Origin of the sequence: Cupriavidus sp. L7L (genome assembly GCF_004353535.1) — a bacterium.
Lineage (GTDB): Bacteria > Pseudomonadota > Gammaproteobacteria > Burkholderiales > Burkholderiaceae > Cupriavidus > Cupriavidus oxalaticus_A.
In genome coordinates this window covers 82,225-100,237 of record NZ_SMNY01000024.1, presented here as the reverse complement: position 1 = coordinate 100,237, position 18,013 = coordinate 82,225, and the positions used below count along the sequence as shown (strand labels likewise).

Here is an 18,013-nt window from a genome sequence, read left to right as displayed (position 1 = left end):
GGGATAGCACCAACGCCGTGGCGGGGTGATCGTCCTTGACCCTGCCGCATCGCCTGACTAGCATGTAGACGCTGGATACATCAGCGGGGGCATGCAGGAATTTCGCGGCGAACGGCGTGGGGAACGTCATGGCCGCTGCGATCGTTCGCCCTTTGATATGACGATCATCATTGCATGACAGACAACGGAGACAACGCGCATGAAACCACAGCAATCCAGCTCGCCGGGGACGGTTGACGTCCAGGCGTTCATCGACAGCCAGAGATTCTCTCCCTACCAATGGATGATTCTTATCGTCTGCTTCCTGGTGGTGGTGGCGGATGGCTTCGACACCGCCGCGATCGGCTATGTGGCGCCGTCGCTGACCAGGGAGTGGGGCGTTTCAAAGCTGGCGATGGGCAATGTGCTGAGCGCTTCGCTGGTTGGGCTTGCGCTTGGCGCGCTGATCGCCGGGCCCTTTGCCGACCGGTTCGGGCGCAAGCCCGTGCTGGCCGTATCGGTGGCGGTCTTCGGCCTGTTCAGCCTGGCCACCGCGACGGCGGCTTCCGCGGTCGAGCTGTCCGGCTGGCGCTTCCTGACGGGCATGGGGCTGGGCGCAGCCATTCCCAACGCGACGACACTGCTGGCCGAATATGCGCCCGCCAGGCGCCGCGCATTCCTGGTGAACAGCATGTTTTGCGGGTTCACGCTGGGTGCTGCGGGCGGCGGCTTCCTTGCCGCGGTGATGATTCCGGAATTCGGCTGGCGCAGCGTCTTTGTCGTTGGCGGCGTGGTGCCGCTGGTCCTTGCCGTCATGGTGCTGGCGTTGCCGGAATCGATCCGGTTCATGGTGCTGCGCGACTGGCCGGCGCAGCGCATCGGTTCGGTGTTGCGGCGCGTCGCAGGTTCCGCGCAATTCCAGGCATCGCGCTTCACCTTGCCGGATGACCAGGCCGACAAGCTGCGCTCGCCGCTCGGGCTGATCCTGTCACAGAAATACCGGATGGGCACCTTCATGCTCTGGACGACCTATTTCATGGGCGTGCTGGTCTTCTACCTGGTGACGAGCTGGATGCCGACGCTGGTCAACGAAACCGGCGCGACCCCGGCCGAGGCGGCGCTGATCGCGGCACTGTTTCCGCTGGGTGGCACGCTGGGCGCCATGGCATGTGGCTGGCTGATGGACCGCATCGATCCGCACCGCGTGATCGGTGTGGCCTATTTTTTTGCCGGCGTGTTTACGCTGGCAATGGGCCACGCCAGCAGTGGCTCATACCTGACAATGCTGACGCCGGTCGCCGGGCTGTTCATGGGGGCGGGCCTGGTTTCGATGCCGGCGCTGGCCGCCTCGTTCTATCCAACGCAGGGCCGCGCCTGCGGCGTCGGCTGGATGCTCGGCATCGGGCGCTTTGGCGGCATCCTCGGCGCCGTTGCCGGCGGCACGCTGTTGCAGCTGGGCCTGGGCATGAGCGCGATCCTGAGCATGCTGGCCGTGCCATCCGTGCTCGCGGCCATCGCCGTCGCGGCCAAGGGCATGGCGGGGGAGGCGAAGCCATCGCAGCAGGCGGCTGTTGCCAACGAGGCATGACCCGTCTGTTGGCCCCCGGGGATTGATCCAGGCATGACAGACATGGGCCTGCCCCGCTTGCCCGGGGGCGGCGGGCGCGGGCTCCCGGCCCTGCGGCCGCGCCATGACGGTCGCGGCCGCCCGGGTCATGCGGTGCTCGCGGGAGTGCCCGCGCCACCGTCGTCAATATCCGCGCGATGCAGCGCGATCGCAGGCTTGCCCGGATCCCTCTCGCTGGCATCGGCAGGCACCCTGATCCGGTACCAGATGGCATACATCGCCGGCAGGAACACCAGCGTCAGCGCCGTGCCGGCAAAGGTGCCGCCGATCAGCGTGTAGGCCAGCGTTCCCCAGAACACCGACTGGGTCAGCGGAATGAAGGCCAGGATTGCCGCCAGCGCGGTCAAAAGCACCGGACGGGTACGCTGCACCGTCGCTTCGACGACCGCGTCGAACGGCGCCATGCCCGCCTGCTTGTTCTGGTGGATCTGTCCGATCAGGATCAGCGTGTTGCGCATCAGGATGCCGGACAGCGCGATCAGCCCCACCAGGGCGTTGATCCCGAACGGCTGCCGGAACAGCAGCAAGGTCGGCACGACGCCGATCAGTCCGAGCGGGCTGGTGGCAAGCACCATGACCATGGCGGAGATCGAACGCACCTGCAGGATGATGATCAGCAAGGTCAGGGCCAGCATGATGGGGAACAGCGGCAGCAACGCCTTGGTGGCCTTGTCGGATTCCTCGATGGCGCCTGCCTGCTCGATCCGGTAGCCTGCCGGCAGCTTTGCGAGGATCGGCTCCAGTTGCTGCCGGATCGACGCAGACACATCGGGCGGCTGCAATCCCTCGGCGATATCGCCGCGTACCGTGATCGTCGGCGTACGGTCGCGGCGGCGCAGGATCGGATCTTCCATGCGCACGTCGACGGTGCCAACCTGGGACAGCGGAATGCGCTGTCCTGCCGCGCCGGTCAGCGTGAAGCCGGAGATCTTCGCCGGATCCAGGCGTATGTCTCCCGCGGCGCGCGCCAGCACCTGCACCGAGCGGATGTCCTCGCGCACTTCAGTGACCGGCAAGCCGTTGAGGAGAAGCTGCAATTGCTGCGCGACGCCGCTGGAAGTCAGGCCTACGGCCTGCAAGCGATCCTGCTGCAGCGTGAAGTGCAAGGCCGGCGCACGCGATCCCCAGTCGGTATTGACGGTTCTCATCTGCGGACTGTTCTCCATCACGCGGCGCACGTCCGCCGCAATCGCACGCAGCTTGTCCGGATCCGGCCCTGCGACGCGGAATGCCACCGGGAAGGGCGAGTAAGGGCCGAATACCAACTGGCTGACGCGCACGCGCGCCTCGGGGGCCAGCCCGTCGGCAATGGCCTGGCGCAGGCGGGCCTTCAGCGCTTCGCGTTCGGCCTGGCTGTCGGTCCGCACCACGAGCTTTGCAAAGGAGGGATCCGGCAGTTCCGGCGACATGGCGAGATAGAAGCGGGGCGCGCCCTGGCCCACGTAGGCCGTCACGATCTTCGCCTCCGGCTGGCGGGCGAGCCAGGCTTCCACCTTGGCCGTGGCCGCGCTGGTCCGGGCAATCGCGGTGCCATAGGGCATCTGTACTTCGACCAGCACCTCGGGGCGGTCGGAGGTCGGGAAGAACTGTTTCTTCACGATGTCCATGCCGAGCACCGACACTACGAAGCCGCCCACCACCACCGCGGCCACGATCCACTTGCGCCGGATGACGCGCCCCAGCAGGCGCCGGAAACGGTTGTAGTTCGGCGTGCCATAGATGGCATCGTGGCCGCCTTCGGCCTTGCCGATCTCGGGCAGCAGCTTGACGCCCAGGTAGGGCGTAAAGGCGACGGCGACGATCCAGGAAACGACCAGGGCAATGCCCACGATCCAGAACATGTTGCTGGTGTATTCGCCGGCCGTGGAGCGCGCAAAGCCGTTGGGCATGAAGCCCACCGCCGTGACCAGCGTGCCGGACAGCATCGGCGCGGCGGTGTGGCTCCAGGCGTAGGCGGAGGCGGCAATGCGGCTGTAGCCTTCCTCCATCTTGACCACCATCATCTCGATCGCGATGATGGCGTCGTCAACCAGCAGGCCCAGCGCCAGGATCAGCGCGCCCAGGGTAATGCGGTCGAAGTTCTTGCCCGTGGCCGCCATGACGACGAACACCGCGGCCAGCGTCAGCGGCACGGCGGCCGCCACGACAATGCCGACGCGCCAGCCCATGCTCGCGAAGCACACTACCAGCACCACCAGCAGCGCGACGAAGAACTTGACCATGAACTCGTCGACCGATGCGCTGATGTTGACGGACTGGTCGGTCACCTTGGCCAGGCTCATGCCCAGCGGCAAGGCTTCATTGATCGCCGACACTTCGGCATCCAGCGCCTTGCCGAGGTCCAGGCCGTTCCAGCCGTCGCGCATCACGACGCCCAGCAGCAGCGCGGGTTCGCCGTTGTTGCGGACGAGGAAGGTCGCCGGGTCCTCATAGCCGCGTTCCACCGTGGCGACATCCGAAAGCTTGAGGGTGCGGCCCTGCGCCACCACCGGCGTGTCGCGGATCTTCTGCAGCTTGTCGAAGGCGCCGTCGAGGCGGATGAAGACCTGCGGACCCGCGGTGTCGATCGACCCGGCGGGGGTAAGCGCGTTCTGGCTGTTCAGCGCCGCGAAGATGTCCTGCGGCGAGATGCCCAGCGTGGCCAGGCGGTCATGGGAAAAGCTGACGAAGATGCGCTCGGACTGTTCGCCGATGATGTTCACCTTCTTCACGCCCGCGACATGCAGCAGGCGCTGGCGCAAGGCTTCGGCGTCGCGCACCAGGGCCCGCTGCGGTTCGCCCTTCGCCTTCAATGCGAACAGCGCGAAGGTCACGTCCGAATATTCGTCGTTGACGAGCGGGCCGATCACGCCGGCAGGCAGTGCGGCTGACTCATCCCGGATTTTCTTGCGCGCCTGGTAAAACTCTTCCTGGACCTCCGCTGGCGGGGTGCTGTCGAGCAGCGTTACGGTGGTGAACGCCAGGCCGGGCCGCGTGTAGGTCTCCGTGCGGTCGTACCAGCGCAATTCCTGCATGCGCTTTTCCAGCCGTTCGGCCACCTGGTCCTGCATCTCCTGCGCCGTCGCTCCCGGCCACGCCGTGATGACGGTCATGGTCTTCACCGTGAAGGCGGGATCTTCCGCGCGGCCCAGCTGGAAAAAGGCGATGACGCCTGCCACGGACACCAGGATGATCAGGAACAGCGTGACCGATCGCTCGCGCACCGCGAGCGCAGAAAGGTTGAAACCACTCATTGCTGCGCTCCCTCGCCCGAAGCCTGCGTGGCGCGGGGCCCGATTGCCGCGATCCGTACCTGCTCGCCCTCGCGCAGCAGGTGGGCACCCAGCGCAATGATCCGGTCGCCGGCCCGGAGGTCGCCCGCCACGCGCGCGGCATCGTCCTCCAGGCTGCGTACCTTGACCGGGCGCCAGCTGACGCGATTGGACTTTCCGTTCAGCACCCACACGCCCGGGCCCTTGCCCGGATCGAAGATCGCGCCGATCGGTACCTGCAGGTCGGCCTGCGTCGCAGCGCGGCGGACTTCCGGGATCCGGAGGATCACGGTCGCTCCGAGCGGGGCCTCGGCCAGCGCGCCTTCGAGCACGTACCTCGCTTCGTAGGTGCGGGTTTGCCGGTCCGCCGCGCTGGAAAGCTGCCGCAGCCTTGCCGGCACCGTCAGCGTGTCATTGCCGTAGAGGGTCGCCTCGCCGACCGAGCCCACCGGCGGCAGCAGGGTTTCCGGGAGGTGGACGACGGCCTCGCGCCGCCCCGCATGCGCCACGCGCACCACCACCTGGCCGGCATTGACGACCTGCCCGGCATCGGCCAGCGTTTCCACGACAACGCCGTCGGCGTCAGCGGCCAGGACCGCGTAGCCGGTGGCATTCCTTGCCACGTCGGCCTGGGCTTCCGCTGCCTTGAGCTGGGCCCTGGCCGATTCCGCCGCGGCTCTGATCTGGTCGTAGGCCGAGGCCGATACCGCGCCGGTTCCGACCAGGTCGCGATAGCGGGCTTCGTCCTCCGCCGTTTGCCTGGCCCGTGCGCGCGCGGCAACTACCGTCTCCTGCTGCGCGTGTGCTGCCAGCTTCAGGTCGTTCGGGTCGATGCGCATCAGCGGCTGGCCGCGCTTGACGGCCTGACCCGTATCGACAAGCCGCTCCAGGACTTTGCCGGAGACTCGAAAGCCCAGGTCGCCCTGGACCCGCGCGGCAACGGTCCCGGTGAAAGAACGCGTCGCGGTGGCCGGGTCCTGGACGACACCGACCCGGACCAGCGGGGGCTGGACGCGGGGATCGGGCGCCGGCGGCCCGCCGCAAGCAGCGAGAACAAGTGGCAACACGCACGCGGCGGCGGATGAAGCGATTCGGCGCTGAAGCATAAGGTCCTCTCTACGCGAGACTGGACCTGAATTATTGGTCGTGTGACCATTTTAGTCAATGGTCACACAGCGGTCGCAATGATGGAGCGGCGACGACGCCGCTTGGGGAGATTTTTTTACGCCGCTTACGGAGCCAGGCTGCGCAGTATCAGGCTGGAAAGCTGCGCGTGAGCCTCTGCGGCAACGTCGAGGTTGTGCTGCAGCAGCAGCGGATCGATGTAGGGACGCATGACGAGGTAGATGCCGTTGACGGTCTCGTCCAGCGGTGTCTTGCGCTCGAACTCCCCGGATTTCCGCCCCTCCAGGATGATCCGCATCACGAGAGCCCGGATGTGGTCCTCATAGGCGAGAACCGGCTGCCACCGCTCCTGCGCGGCCGCCGCGGCAATCGCGTAGAGCTTGCGGTCCTGGAAGAACAGGCGCACGCCGGCATCGACCAGCGTCTTGAACAGCCGCCGCAAGCATTCCGACGCTGTCGGCACGGCAGCAAGGGTCTCGTCGACCTCGGTGGTGATCGCGCCCAGGCAGTTGGCGCAGATCACTTCACCGATCGCCTGCTTGGAACCGAAGAACTTGTAGATGTATGCCTTGGAGAACCCGATCGCCTTGGCGAGGTCGGAAACCGTCGTCTTCTCGTAGCCATAGAGGCTGAAGTGCTCGGTAGCCGCCTCAAGGATCTGGGAGCGGACATTGTGGTCTGCGGGGCCGCGGGAAGGCAGGGCAGAGGGTGTGGTTTCGGTCATTCGGTCAGCTTACCGTGGCAGATGATCATTGACAACCAGTGACCATTTTATAATATAGTCACACCTCCGATCGTTTCCGAGTACTCAACCTCCATGCTTTTTCCTCGCTCTCTAACCCTGCTGCTGAGTGCCGGCGTCATGGCGGGTTGCGCTGTCGGCCCTGACTATAGAAAGCCGGACGTGCCGGTTTCGGAACGCTACCTGGGAAAGCCCGGCGTCGAACAGAGGCAGGCCTCGCCGCCGGCCGAGCTGACGACGTGGTGGGAAGGTTTCGGCGACCCCGTGCTGACCCGCCTGGTGTCGCTGGCGTTAGCGCAGAACCTGGACCTGGCGCAGGCGTCGGCGCGCGTCGCCCAGGCACGCGCGGGACTCGGCACGGCCACTGCGGCCTTGCTCCCGTCCGGCAGCGTCAGCGCGCAGGCGGGGCGGAGCTACCAGTCGGTCGAGACGCCGCTTGGCAAGCTGCTGAATGCCACGCCGGGCTTTGACAGGTATGGCAACCTCTACGAGGCAAACCTCGGCGCCGGCTGGGAACTGGACGTCTTCGGCGGACTGCGCCGCGGGCGCGAAGCCGCACTGGCGGAGTACCAGGCCTCGACCGCGGGCGCGGCCGCGACGCGCCTCGCGGTGGCCGCGCAGACGGCGGATCTCTACATCACTGTGCGTGGATTGCAGACCCGTCTCGGCATCGCCAGGCGGCAAATGGAGACCCAGCAGAAATTGCTCTCCACGGTTGGGCTGCTGTTCGGCAAGGGCCTTGCCGCCGAGCTGGAAGTCCGGCAGGCCGAAGGCGCGCTGGCCCAGGTCAGCGCCACCGTGCCGGTGCTGGAAACAGGGCTCGATGCGGCGTTGAACGCGCTCGACGTGATGCTGGGTGTTCCGCCGGGCACGTACCGCGCCGAACTCGGCGGTGCCGGAACGATTCCCGCAGCGCCGCAGCTCGCCGGTACGGGTTCGCCGGCGGACCTGCTGCGACGCAGGCCGGACCTCATTGTCGCGGAGCGCCGGCTGGCGGCGGCCAACGCTCGCATCGGTGTCGCCATTGCCGAGTACTACCCCAAGTTCTCGCTCAGCGCCCTGTTGGGCAGCGCCACGACCGTGGCCGGCGGCAACCTGTTTTCCGCGGGCGCGAGCCAGGCGGCGGGCGTGCTGGGCTTGCGCTGGCGCCTGTTCGATTTCGGCCGCATCAACGCCCAGATCGACCTGGCCCGCGGCCAGGAGGCGGAAGCGCTGGCGGCATACCGGCAGGCCGTGCTGCGTGCGACCGAAGATGTCGAAAATGCCTTCTCCGCCCTGGTCAGGCGTGAAGACCAGGCCGGCACGCTGGCGCAGGGCGAAGCCTCGCTGACGCAGGCGCGAAACGCCTCGCTTGCCGCCTACCAGAAGGGTGTCGTACGCCTGATCGAGGTGCTGCTAGCCGACGAGAGCCTGCTGCGGACGTCCGATGCCAGGGCGCAGGCGCAGACCGAATCCGCCCGCGCCGCCGTGGCGGCATTCAAGGCGCTGGGCGGCGGTTGGGAGCCGGCAACCGCCTTGTAAGGCATAACTGCAGCACGGATTCCGGCAAGCAGGCAACGCCTGGGATTCCTGAATTAACAACATAATGAAAAAGCCCCGGCGAAATCATTAATACGGCCGCTAGTGAGAAGCCGGACTCGCGCCCTCAGTTTCACGCAACTTTTGCAAGGACCTGGTCAGCCTGGCGCCATGCCCGCTGTCCGCGGCCAGCAGCAGCGTTTCGATGCTCGACTCGAGGTCTGTCAGTTCAGTAGCTCCCGGCCTGGCGGCCTTCATCTCCTGAAACTCCTTGCAGATCCGCTTGGCCAGTTTGTGGACAAACTCGGGGTCAAGATCACCTTGCCCCACGGCATGCCTGATGTGCTCGATTAATCTCGCCAGGCCTTCTGGCGTGGTCTCGCTCGCATATGATATTTCCTGTGTCATTGGCAACTCCATTGGGCAGGTCGGATTATTCTAGGACGAGGCTGCTGCGCAGGGATTGCATTTTTCGCGAACGCCGGAATCAGAATCGCGCCGATATGCGCGATACGCCAGCTAGAATCTGGAAAGAACTCTCTTCGGCACGGAATCATGAAACGCGAATCCAGCTTCATGCAGCACGGGTCGCCGGGTGCTCGGGGCGCGGGGCGCCCGGGCCCTCTGGTGGATGAGGAGAGCTTGCCCAATGGCAATGAGTTCTATATCAACCGCGAACTCAGCCAGCTGGAATTTTTCAGCCGCGTCCTGCAGCAGGCGGCCGATCCCGCCATTCCGCTGCTCGAGCGCCTGCGTGCGCTGTGCACCTTCAGCAGCAACCTGGATGAGTTCTACGAAATCCGCGTGGCGGGCCTGAAGGAACAGTGCGCGCTTCAGTCGCCGGTAGTCGGCCCCGACGGGCTTACGCCGCAGGTCGTCTATGCCGCGGTCAACCAGCGGGTGCGTGAATTGGTCGATCAGCAGTATCGCCTATTCAATGACGTGTTGATCCCAGCCATGGCAGAGCAGCAGATCTGCTTTTTGCGACGGCCATCGTGGAACGCCGTGCAGCAGGCCTGGATTCGCGATTTCTTCTTCGCCGAGCTGATGCCGGTCCTGACACCCATCGGGCTGGATCCCGCGCATCCGTTCCCGCGCATTCTCAACAAGAGCCTGAACTTCGCGGTTGAGCTGGAGGGCAAGGATGCGTTCGGCCGCAACTCCGGCAATGCGATCGTGCAGGCGCCACGGGCGCTGCCACGTGTCATCGCACTGCCCGCTGACGTTTCGGGGTGCGAGCATGGCTTTGTCTTTCTCTCGTCCATCCTTCACGCCCATGTCGGCGAGCTTTTCAGCGGTATGTCGATACGGGGCTGCTATCAGTTCCGTGTGACCCGGAACAGCGAATTGTTCGTGGACGAGGAAGAAGTCAAGAACCTGCGCGAGGCGCTGCAAGGCGAACTGCCGCACCGCCATCTTGGCGACGCGGTCCGGCTGGAAGTGGCGGACAACTGCACCCCGGCAATGACGACATTCCTGCAGGAACAGTTCGGGCTGGCGCCGGGCGAAGTATTTTCGGTCAACGGGCCGGTCAACCTGGTTCGCCTGATGCAGGTGCCGGACCAGGTCGACAGGCCGGAGCTGAAATACACGCCTTTCCGGCCCGGCGTGCCGAAGATATTGAGGGAGCATGCCGACGTCTTCCGCGCCATGCGCGACGGCGACATCCTGCTGCACCATCCGTTCCAGTCATTTGCACCGGTCGTCGATTTCGTCAGGCAGGCGGCACAGGATCCCGATGTCGTGGCGATCAGCCACACCGTGTATCGCGCCGGGCACGACTCGGTCCTGTTGTCGGCACTCATCGAGGCTGCGCGCAACGGCAAGGAAGTCACCGCCGTGGTGGAATTGCTGGCCCGCTTCGACGAGGAGGCGAATATCGGCTGGGCGGCGCAACTGGAGGCAGTCGGCGCGCATGTTGTCTATGGCGTCGTCGGTTTCAAGGCGCACGCCAAGATGGTCATGGTGTTGCGCCGCGAGGGGGGGAAGCTCAGGCGCTATGTCCATCTCGGCACGGGAAACTATCACCTCGAGACCTCGCGCGCTTATACGGATTTTGGTTTGCTGACCTGCAACGAAGCGCTGACGCAGGACGTGGCACAAGTCTTCAGCCAGCTGACCGGGCGCGGGCAGACGCACAGCATGACCCATATCTGGCAATCGCCGTTTACCATGAAGAAGCAGTTGCTGGCGGCGATCCGATGCGAAGCCGAGCACGCCAAGGCCGGGCGCAAGGGAAGGATTATCGCCAAGATGAATGCGCTGCTGGAGCCGGAACTGATCCAGGCGCTATACGATGCCTCGCGTGAAGGCGTGCGTATCGACCTGATCGTCAGGGGCGCCTGCGCACTGCGGCCGGGCGTTGCCGGCCTGTCGGAGCACATCGCAGTGAAATCGGTCATGGGCCGGTTTCTCGAGCACTCGCGCATCTTCTACTTTCACGACGGCGGGGCGGAGAAGGTCATGCTGTCCAGCGGCGAATGGATGGAACGAAGCCTGTCCCGGCGGATCGAGATCTGTTTTCCCATCCTGGATCCCCGGCTGAAGGGGAGGGTCATTGCCGAAGGGCTGAAGCCGTACCTTTCCGACCGGCGCGACACGTGGGTGATGACGCCTGGCGGGACCTATGAACGTCAGCTTGCACAGGACGGCGAGGCAGCGCAGAACATGTTGCTGTCGGCGCTGACCTGAGTGCCCGTTCGACGGTTCGACGAATAGGGCGGGGTGAAATGGGGCGTCCCGCGCGCTTCAGGCCCCACCCAGCAGGTCGTGCGCATCGACGATCGCATAGGCGATCTCCGGATGCTGCTCCATGCTGCGCCGGATGGCCGCGGGAATGGACTGGCGGATCTTGCGGCACAGGCCCGGCTGTTCCTGCACCTGGATATTGATGCCGCGCACCGTCTTCACGCCGCGCGCGCTGGGCGTGATGGTCAGCACGATATTCAGCTGGGCCTGCATCAGGCCCTCCATGCGGCGCAGTTCGGCCAGGCTGGTCAGGTTCTCGAGCCGCTCGACCAGGCGCTTTTCCTCGGCGCGGGTGAGCCGCAGCACGCGCAGGTCGGCGCCGGGATCACTCAACAGCGCTTCGCGCCCGCAGATGCAGGCGCCCGGCGGGCACTCCGTGCGAAGGGGGAACGGCGCGTTCATGGGGGCGCGGCGGTGGCTCCGCCGGATTCCGGGGCGATGGCCAGATATGTTAAATCAGGTTGCCCGCCTGCGGCGCTCGAACCGTTGCGTTGCCCTCGGATGCGGCAAGAGACGCCGGCACTGCTGCAAGAATCGGTGGCAGGTTCTGCGGCAAAGGCTAATCCGTTCTATGCTCGCGGCAGGTTGCCAGGACAGCCTGCCGACCCCCGGCAATCACTACAACCGCGACCACACACGCCACACCAGGAGACCCCATGGCACTTTCGATGTACGACGTATCGATCCCGCCGTTTATCCGCGCCCTCGGCAACCTTGCCGCGATCCTCGACAAGGGCGCCGCGCACGCGCAGGCGCAGGGCATGGATCCGGCCGACTTGATCCAGACCCGGCTGATCGCCGACATGGATCCGCTGTCGGCGCAGGTCCAGCGCGCCAGCGACGCCGCCAAGGGCGCCGCGGCGCGGCTGGCGGGGATCGAGGTGCCATCGTTCGCCGACACCGAAACCTCGTTCGCCGAGCTGCAGGACCGCATCGCGCGCACCATCGTGTTCCTGGAGCAGATCACGCCGGCGCAGCTCGAGGGCAGCGAACAGCGCGTGATCGAACTGAAATTGCGGCAGGGGCCGGTGACGTTCGACGGCAAGTCGTACCTGCTGGGGTTTGCGCTGCCCAACTTCTATTTCCACGTGACCACGGGCTACGACATCCTGCGCCACAAGGGCGTGCAGATCGGCAAGCGCGACTACCTCGGGCTCAAGTAAGGTGCGGCCGGCGGGCGACGCGCGCGTCACGCCGGCCCTAGGCAAAAACCCTTAGCCCTCTGGTATACTCAGATGTTGTCCGAGCCGTGTCCGGAGCGGCCGGACGCAGCCTGCGACAGGCCACGGGGCGGATTCGACCCCTGCGCCGGAACCCGGTGCTTCCCGCCCGCGCTGCCAGCGATAGCCACGATCGTGCGCCCGCCCTGGACGGCATCGGTCCCGCCGATCGATCCGCCAAGACTGGCCCCTGGCCGAGCCCAACCATACCAATACACCCGGCCAGCCCGAAGGCTGCCGATATTCCGCTGCCATAATCCGTTTACGGTCCCAGAGAGACCTCACGCATGACTTACGCCGTCAAGGAAATCTTCTATACGCTGCAGGGCGAGGGCGCCAACGCCGGCCGCGCCGCGGTGTTCTGCCGCTTTGCCGGCTGCAACCTGTGGAGCGGCCGCGAAGAGGATCGCGCCAGCGCGGTATGCCAGTTCTGCGACACCGATTTCGTCGGCACCGATGGCACCCGCGGCGGCAAGTACCGCACCGCCGGGGAGCTGGCCGCGGTGGTCGCCTCGGAATGGCCGCAGGGCGCTGGTGGCAAGCCGCTGGGCAAGCCGCTGGGCAAGCCGCTGGTGGTGTGCACCGGGGGCGAGCCGCTGCTGCAGCTCGACGCGCCGCTGATCGATGCGCTGCATGAGCAGGGCTTCGAGATCGCGATCGAGACCAACGGCACCATCGCCGTGCCGCCCGGCATCGACTGGGTTTGCGTGAGTCCCAAGATGGGTTCCGAGCTGGTGGTCAGGGGCGGCGACGAGCTCAAGGTCGTGATCCCGCAGGCGGGCCAGGACTTTGCAGCATACGAGCAGCTTGATTTCGAGCATTTCCTGGTGCAGCCCATGGACGGCCCGCTGCAGCGCGAGAATACGGCCGCCGCGGTGGACTTCTGCCAGCGCCATCCGCGCTGGCGGCTGTCGCTGCAGACCCACAAGCTGCTGGGCATTCGTTGAGCGCGGCTCCGGGGTTTTGCCCCGGGTTTTGCTCAACGCTGGGCAAACGTACACAATAGAGGCTTCGGGCGCACGCGCGGCGCCCGTCCAACGCAGGCGGCCTGGACCACGGAAAGGGCGCCGCTACACATGAGCAAACAAGTTTCCATTACCCGCCGGCTGGAGTTCGACTCCGGCCACCGCATCCCGAACCACGGCGGCCAGTGCCGCAATATCCACGGCCACCGCTACCGGCTGGACCTGACGCTGTCGGGCGAGGTGCTGCATCGCGAAGGTGCCTCGGATGACGGCATGATCCTGGACTTCGGCGATATCAAGGTGCTCGCCAACGAGCACCTGGTCAACAAGTGGGACCACGCCTTCCTGATCTACCGCGGCGACACCGCGCTGCTGAACTTCCTGCAATCGATGGAAGGGCACAAGACCGTGGTGCTGGATGCCATCCCCACCGTCGAGAACCTGGCCCAGGTCGCCTTCGATATCCTGGCGCCGGTGTTCAAGGATTGCTTCGGCCACCACCTGCAGTTGACCAGGCTGGTGCTGTTCGAAACCCCCAATTGCTGGGCCGAAGTCAGCGCCCCGGCAGTGCTGCCGGCGCAAGACTGATCCTGCCGATGCCAGAGACGCCGCCGCTGCCGCCGATGCCACTGAGGGCCCCGCGCGCGCTGCCGGACGATCCGGCCGAGGCTGCCGCGCGCGATGCCCGCTACATGCGCGCCGCGCTGGAGGAGGCGCGCCTGGCCGAGGCCGCCGGCGAAGTGCCGGTCGGCGCGGTGGTGGTCTGGAACGACACCATCATCGCGCGCGGCCACAACCTGCCGATCGGCTCGGTCGATCCTTCCGCGCATGCCGAAATGCAGGCGCTGCGCGCCGCCGCGCAGGTGATCGGCAACTACCGCATGCCCGAGTGCGAGCTATACGTGACGCTGGAACCGTGCGCGATGTGCAGCGGCGCGATCCTGCATGCGCGGCTGCGCCACGTGGTATTCGGCGCCACGGATCCGAAGACCGGTGCCGCCGGCAGCGTGCTCAACCTGTTCGAGCACGCGCAGCTCAACCACCAGACCACCATCACCGGCGGCGTGCTGGCCGACACCTGCGGGCAGATGCTGAAGGATTTCTTCGGGGCCAGGCGCCGCGCACAGAGGGCTGCCCGCGGTGTTGCCGGCGGTGTCGGCGCCGATGTCGAGGCAGGCAGCGAGGCCGGAACCGACGCAGCCTGCGCCTGTCCGACCCGTCCCGAACCGAATACACAGAACAAAGCCAACGACGCATGAGCACGCCGAACAGCAGGCCGCCGCATACCGAAGTCCGACTGATTGCCTCGTCCGGCTATCCGCACGACGTCGCCGTTGCCGCGCGCGGCGTTGCCTGGCTCAAGCAGCACGGCTACCACACCACCAACCCCGACGTGCTGGCCCGGCGCTACCTGCGCTTCGGCGGCACCGACGCGGAGCGGCTGGCCGACCTGCATGCCATCGGCACCGGCGCGCCGCATGAGCTGACGCTGGCGGTGCGCGGCGGCTACGGCATCGCCCGGCTGCTGGCGCAGGTGGACTTCGCGCGCATCGCCGAACAGGCGCGCGCCAGCGCCACGCCCATCGTCGGGCACAGCGACTTCACGGCGTTCCAGCTCGCTTACCTGGCCGCGGCCGGCGGCATCAGCTTTTCCGGACCGATGCTGCTGGCGGACTTTGGCGCGGACAGCGTCGATCCGTACATGTGGGAGCACTTCGAAGGCATCCTGCGCGATCCGGCCTACCGGGTCGACGTGGCGGCGCCGCAGGCCGGCGGGCAGCCGTTCAGCGGCGAAGTGTCCGGCACGCTGTGGGGCGGCAACCTGGCCATGCTGTGCAGCCTGCTCGGCACGCCCTTCATGCCGCGGGTCGAGGGCGGGGTGCTGTTCCTGGAAGACATCAACGAGCCGCCGTACCGGGTCGAACGCATGCTGCTCCAGTTGCAGCAGGCCGGCGTGCTCGACACCCAGCGCGCCATCGTGCTGGGCGACTTCTCCAACTATCGCGTCACCGACTACGACAACGGCTACGACATGGACGCCGTGGTGGCCTACCTGCGCGACCAGCTGCCGATGCCGGTGCTGACCGGCCTGCCGTTCGGCCATTGCGCGCGCAAGCTGACGCTGCCGGTGGGCGCGCAGGTGCGGCTGGCCGCACGTGCCGACGCGTTTTCGATGGCGTTTTCCGGCTATCCGGTGCTGCCGCCGGTGGCCTGAGCGCTGCACGCGAAGCGCGGCCGCCACATGCAGGCCGCCAGGCGTTCATCGTCCCGCCTACGGATGCAAGGAACGCATCCGGATGGTAGAATATGCGGTTATTTCCTGACTTCCTGCCGGGTTCTCGCAAGAACCGGGCGCGGTCCCTGCCGCATCGCCAGCCATGGCTCCGGAATGCTCCGGACGGCGCGATGCCTGCCGGCAGGGCCGGCCCCTGAACGGCATGGGGTGCACCCCGGTGCAACAACCTGCGCAACGCGGCCAGTGCCGCGGCGCCACATTCTCCAGACAAGGTTCCAGACGTGCTTTCTACCGCAAACATCACCATGCAGTTCGGCCCCAAGCCGTTGTTCGAGAATATCTCGGTCAAGTTCGGCGAGGGCAACCGCTACGGCCTGATCGGCGCGAACGGCTGCGGCAAGTCCACCTTCATGAAGATCCTGGGCGGCGACCTCGAGCCGTCGTCGGGCAACGTCATGCTGGAGCCCGGCATCCGCCTGGGCAAGCTGCGCCAGGACCAGTTCGCCTATGAAGACATGCGCGTGCTGGACGTGGTGATGATGGGCCACACCGAGATGTGGGCCGCCGCGCAGGAGCGCGACGCCATCTACGCCAACCCGGAAGCGACCGACGAAGACTACATGAAGGCCGCCGAGCTGGAAGCCAAGTACGCCGAGTACGACGGCTACACCGCCGAGGCGCGCGCCGGCGAACTGCTGCTGGGCGTGGGCATCCCCACCGCGCAGCACCAGGGCCCGATGAGCGACGTCGCACCGGGCTGGAAGCTGCGCGTGCTGCTGGCGCAGGCACTGTTCTCGAACCCGGACGTGCTGCTGCTGGACGAACCGACCAACAACCTGGACATCAACACGATCCGCTGGCTGGAGACCGTGCTCAACGAGCGCAACTCCACCATGATCATCATCTCGCACGATCGCCACTTCCTGAACTCGGTCTGCACGCACATGGCCGACATGGACTACGGCACGCTCAAGGTCTACCCGGGCAACTACGACGACTACATGGAAGCGTCGATGCAGGCCCGCGAGCGCCAGATGGCCGCCAACGCGCGCGCCAAGGAGCGCATCTCCGAACTGCAGGACTTCGTGCGCCGCTTCTCGGCCAACAAGTCCAAGGCACGCCAGGCCACCTCGCGGGCCAAGCAGATCGAGAAGATCAAGGTCGAGGACATCAAGCCGTCGTCGCGCCAGAACCCGTTCATCCGCTTCGAGTTCGAGAAGAAGCTGCACAACCTGGCGGTCGAGGTGGAGAACGTCACCAAGAGCTACGACCGCAAGATCATCGACAGCCTGTCGATGGCGATCCAGGCCGGCGAGCGCGTGGCGATCATCGGCGAAAACGGTGCGGGCAAGACCACGCTGCTGCGCAGCCTGCTCAACGGCGCGGTGCAGACCGGCGTGCAGCGTGGCGTCGAGGTGGATCGCGGCTCGGTCAAGTGGGCCGAGAACGCCAATGTCGGCTACATGCCGCAGGACACGTACGAGGAATTCCCGGCGGATCGCGACGTGATGGACTGGATGAGCCAGTGGACGCAGGCCGGCGATGACGAAACCTCGCTGCGCGGCACGCTGGGCCGGCTGCTGTTCTCTGCCGACGACATCAAGAAGAACGTCAAGGTGCTGTCCGGCGGCGAGAAGGGCCGCATGATCTGGGGCAAGCTGATGCTGGGCCGCCATAACGTGCTGGCGCTGGACGAGCCGACCAACCACATGGACATGGAGTCGATCGAGTCGATGCAGATCGCGCTGGACAAGTTCCAGGGCACGCTGATCTTCGTGTCGCACGACCGCGAGTTCGTGAGCGGCCTGGCGACGCGCGTGATCGAAGTGCGCACCGACGGCACGCTGACCGACTACCTGGGCACGTATGACGAGTACCTGCAGTCGCAGGGGATCGACGGCTGAGTTTGCCTCATGCCGATGAAAAAGGGCCGCCTTCCGAGGCGGCCTTTTTGCTGTCTGGCGCGGGGATCGCCGCTTATCCGGCCACTGCCGGGAGGTCCTGTGCGATGGAGTCCAGCTCACGCAGGATCGCATGCGCCGTGATTTCGCCTTTGGCCCTGAGCAGCGCCGCGTGCAGCGGCTCGCGCAGGGTCAGCAGCGCGGGCAGGTCTTGCGCTTTTTCCACCTTTACCTGCAGCACGTAGCCGCGCAGGCCCAGGTGCTGGCCGATGACGTCGGTATAGAAGTGGTAGAGGCGCTGGAACGCGTCGATCTCGGCGGCAGAGTGCGTCGGCTGGGTCGTCTGTGCCGCGTCGGGCGTTGCCGCCGGCCCGTGCCGCATGGCGTACACCGAAAACAGGTTGGTATCCGCCGCCGCGGCCGAAGTGCGTGCCGGGGCATCCGGCGCCGCAGCTGCAGCCGCTAGCGCCGGTGCCGCCTCATGCACTGGCTCGACCAGCCCCTGGGCGGCCAGCATGTCGAGGGCATCGGGCCCGACCCCCATGCCTGCCACCTGCGCCAGCAGGTCCTGCCCGCGGCGCTCGCCGTTGACCATCAGCAGCAGCGCACGCAGCTTGTGGTCCAGCTTGCGCGCGCGCGTCCTGATCTCGTCCTGTCCCGCATCCGTCTTGCGGTAGATCGGATCGATCATGTGTCTCGCT

At 66.3% G+C, this 18,013-nt stretch carries 15 protein-coding genes; 9 read left to right on the top strand and 6 right to left on the bottom strand.

Annotation, left to right across the window (positions count from 1 at the left end; all coding sequences use genetic code 11):
• Positions 1 to 199 precede the first annotated feature (199 nt).
• The gene (locus tag E1J61_RS22525) at positions 200 to 1,567 is read left to right on the top strand and encodes an MFS transporter (RefSeq protein WP_133096217.1); all 1,368 of its coding nucleotides are present in this window, start codon (positions 200 to 202) and stop codon (positions 1,565 to 1,567) included.
• Positions 1,568 to 1,692: 125 nt separating this feature from the next.
• Here the strand turns inward: E1J61_RS22525 and E1J61_RS22520 are convergent, their stop codons facing one another.
• From E1J61_RS22520 to E1J61_RS22510, 3 genes are all read right to left on the bottom strand, one after another.
• Positions 1,693 to 4,839, bottom strand: a complete 3,147-nt coding sequence (locus tag E1J61_RS22520) for an efflux RND transporter permease subunit (RefSeq protein WP_243736950.1) — start codon at positions 4,837 to 4,839, stop codon at positions 1,693 to 1,695.
• Entirely contained in the window at positions 4,836 to 5,963 is a 1,128-nt protein-coding gene (locus tag E1J61_RS22515) for an efflux RND transporter periplasmic adaptor subunit (protein ID WP_133096216.1), read from the bottom strand. Before E1J61_RS22515 ends, E1J61_RS22520 begins: the two co-directional genes overlap by 4 nt.
• A 125-nt stretch (positions 5,964 to 6,088) precedes the next feature.
• Positions 6,089 to 6,706 carry a TetR/AcrR family transcriptional regulator gene (locus E1J61_RS22510; RefSeq protein WP_133096215.1) on the bottom strand — a complete coding sequence of 206 codons (618 nt, stop codon included), beginning with the start codon at positions 6,704 to 6,706 and terminating at the stop codon, positions 6,089 to 6,091.
• A 93-nt stretch (positions 6,707 to 6,799) separates the two neighbouring features.
• Between E1J61_RS22510 and E1J61_RS22505 the strand changes: the two genes are divergently transcribed.
• Positions 6,800 to 8,245: an efflux transporter outer membrane subunit gene (locus tag E1J61_RS22505; RefSeq protein WP_133096214.1), complete on the top strand. Its 1,446-nt coding sequence runs from the start codon at positions 6,800 to 6,802 to the stop codon at positions 8,243 to 8,245.
• 99 nt (positions 8,246 to 8,344) lie between these two features.
• On the opposite strand, the gene E1J61_RS22500 is transcribed toward E1J61_RS22505, so the two are convergent.
• Positions 8,345 to 8,650, bottom strand: coding sequence for a hypothetical protein (locus E1J61_RS22500; RefSeq protein WP_133096213.1), 306 nt, complete (start codon positions 8,648 to 8,650; stop codon positions 8,345 to 8,347).
• Between the two features lie 147 nt (positions 8,651 to 8,797).
• Here E1J61_RS22500 and ppk1 point away from each other — a divergent pair, with 147 nt between their 5' ends.
• Positions 8,798 to 10,933 (top strand): polyphosphate kinase 1, encoded by a 2,136-nt coding sequence (gene ppk1, locus E1J61_RS22495; RefSeq protein WP_133096212.1) that lies wholly within the window; start codon positions 8,798 to 8,800, stop codon positions 10,931 to 10,933.
• Positions 10,934 to 10,990: 57 nt separating this feature from the next.
• Here ppk1 and E1J61_RS22490 read toward each other — a convergent pair whose 3' ends face one another.
• On the bottom strand, positions 10,991 to 11,392 hold the full coding sequence (locus E1J61_RS22490; protein ID WP_133096211.1) for a hypothetical protein: 402 nt from the start codon (positions 11,390 to 11,392) through the stop codon (positions 10,991 to 10,993).
• 254 nt (positions 11,393 to 11,646) lie between these two features.
• On the opposite strand from E1J61_RS22490, the gene E1J61_RS22485 reads away from it, so the two are divergent.
• The 6 genes from E1J61_RS22485 to E1J61_RS22460 all read left to right on the top strand — a co-directional run bounded on the left by E1J61_RS22485 (position 11,647) and on the right by E1J61_RS22460 (position 17,315).
• Positions 11,647 to 12,153 (top strand): DUF1993 family protein, encoded by a 507-nt coding sequence (locus E1J61_RS22485; RefSeq protein ID WP_133096210.1) that lies wholly within the window; start codon positions 11,647 to 11,649, stop codon positions 12,151 to 12,153.
• A gap of 344 nt (positions 12,154 to 12,497) precedes the next feature.
• A complete protein-coding gene (queE, locus tag E1J61_RS22480) occupies positions 12,498 to 13,157 on the top strand; it encodes a 7-carboxy-7-deazaguanine synthase (RefSeq protein WP_133096209.1) in 660 nt (219 codons plus the stop codon).
• Between the two features lie 129 nt (positions 13,158 to 13,286).
• Positions 13,287 to 13,763 (top strand): 6-carboxytetrahydropterin synthase, encoded by a 477-nt coding sequence (locus E1J61_RS22475; RefSeq protein ID WP_133096208.1) that lies wholly within the window; start codon positions 13,287 to 13,289, stop codon positions 13,761 to 13,763.
• Between the two features lie 8 nt (positions 13,764 to 13,771).
• Positions 13,772 to 14,434 carry a tRNA adenosine(34) deaminase TadA gene (gene tadA / locus E1J61_RS22470; protein WP_207951242.1) on the top strand — a complete coding sequence of 221 codons (663 nt, stop codon included), beginning with the start codon at positions 13,772 to 13,774 and terminating at the stop codon, positions 14,432 to 14,434.
• A complete protein-coding gene (ldcA, locus tag E1J61_RS22465) occupies positions 14,431 to 15,390 on the top strand; it encodes a muramoyltetrapeptide carboxypeptidase (protein WP_133096206.1) in 960 nt (319 codons plus the stop codon). Before tadA ends, ldcA begins: the two co-directional genes overlap by 4 nt.
• Before the next feature lie 302 nt (positions 15,391 to 15,692).
• Complete coding sequence (locus E1J61_RS22460) at positions 15,693 to 17,315, top strand: ABC-F family ATPase (protein ID WP_133096205.1); 1,623 nt, start codon at positions 15,693 to 15,695, stop codon at positions 17,313 to 17,315.
• A gap of 73 nt (positions 17,316 to 17,388) precedes the next feature.
• On the opposite strand, the gene E1J61_RS22455 is transcribed toward E1J61_RS22460, so the two are convergent.
• Positions 17,389 to 18,003, bottom strand: coding sequence for a hypothetical protein (locus tag E1J61_RS22455; protein WP_133096204.1), 615 nt, complete (start codon positions 18,001 to 18,003; stop codon positions 17,389 to 17,391).
• Positions 18,004 to 18,013 lie beyond the last annotated feature (10 nt).

Excerpts from the sequence above, each read along its gene's own strand:
- E1J61_RS22525 (WP_133096217.1), top strand. The coding sequence starts at position 200 with ATGAAACCACAGCAATCCAGCTCGCCGGGGACGGTTGACGTCCAGGCG.
- E1J61_RS22520 (WP_243736950.1), bottom strand. The coding sequence starts at position 4,839 with ATGAGTGGTTTCAACCTTTCTGCGCTCGCGGTGCGCGAGCGATCGGTC.
- E1J61_RS22515 (WP_133096216.1), bottom strand. The coding sequence starts at position 5,963 with ATGCTTCAGCGCCGAATCGCTTCATCCGCCGCCGCGTGCGTGTTGCCA.
- E1J61_RS22510 (WP_133096215.1), bottom strand. The coding sequence starts at position 6,706 with ATGACCGAAACCACACCCTCTGCCCTGCCTTCCCGCGGCCCCGCAGAC.
- E1J61_RS22505 (WP_133096214.1), top strand. The coding sequence starts at position 6,800 with ATGCTTTTTCCTCGCTCTCTAACCCTGCTGCTGAGTGCCGGCGTCATG.
- E1J61_RS22500 (WP_133096213.1), bottom strand. The coding sequence starts at position 8,650 with ATGACACAGGAAATATCATATGCGAGCGAGACCACGCCAGAAGGCCTG.
- ppk1 (WP_133096212.1), top strand. The coding sequence starts at position 8,798 with ATGAAACGCGAATCCAGCTTCATGCAGCACGGGTCGCCGGGTGCTCGG.
- E1J61_RS22490 (WP_133096211.1), bottom strand. The coding sequence starts at position 11,392 with ATGAACGCGCCGTTCCCCCTTCGCACGGAGTGCCCGCCGGGCGCCTGC.
- E1J61_RS22485 (WP_133096210.1), top strand. The coding sequence starts at position 11,647 with ATGGCACTTTCGATGTACGACGTATCGATCCCGCCGTTTATCCGCGCC.
- queE (WP_133096209.1), top strand. The coding sequence starts at position 12,498 with ATGACTTACGCCGTCAAGGAAATCTTCTATACGCTGCAGGGCGAGGGC.
- E1J61_RS22475 (WP_133096208.1), top strand. The coding sequence starts at position 13,287 with ATGAGCAAACAAGTTTCCATTACCCGCCGGCTGGAGTTCGACTCCGGC.
- tadA (WP_207951242.1), top strand. The coding sequence starts at position 13,772 with ATGCCAGAGACGCCGCCGCTGCCGCCGATGCCACTGAGGGCCCCGCGC.
- ldcA (WP_133096206.1), top strand. The coding sequence starts at position 14,431 with ATGAGCACGCCGAACAGCAGGCCGCCGCATACCGAAGTCCGACTGATT.
- E1J61_RS22455 (WP_133096204.1), bottom strand. The coding sequence starts at position 18,003 with ATGATCGATCCGATCTACCGCAAGACGGATGCGGGACAGGACGAGATC.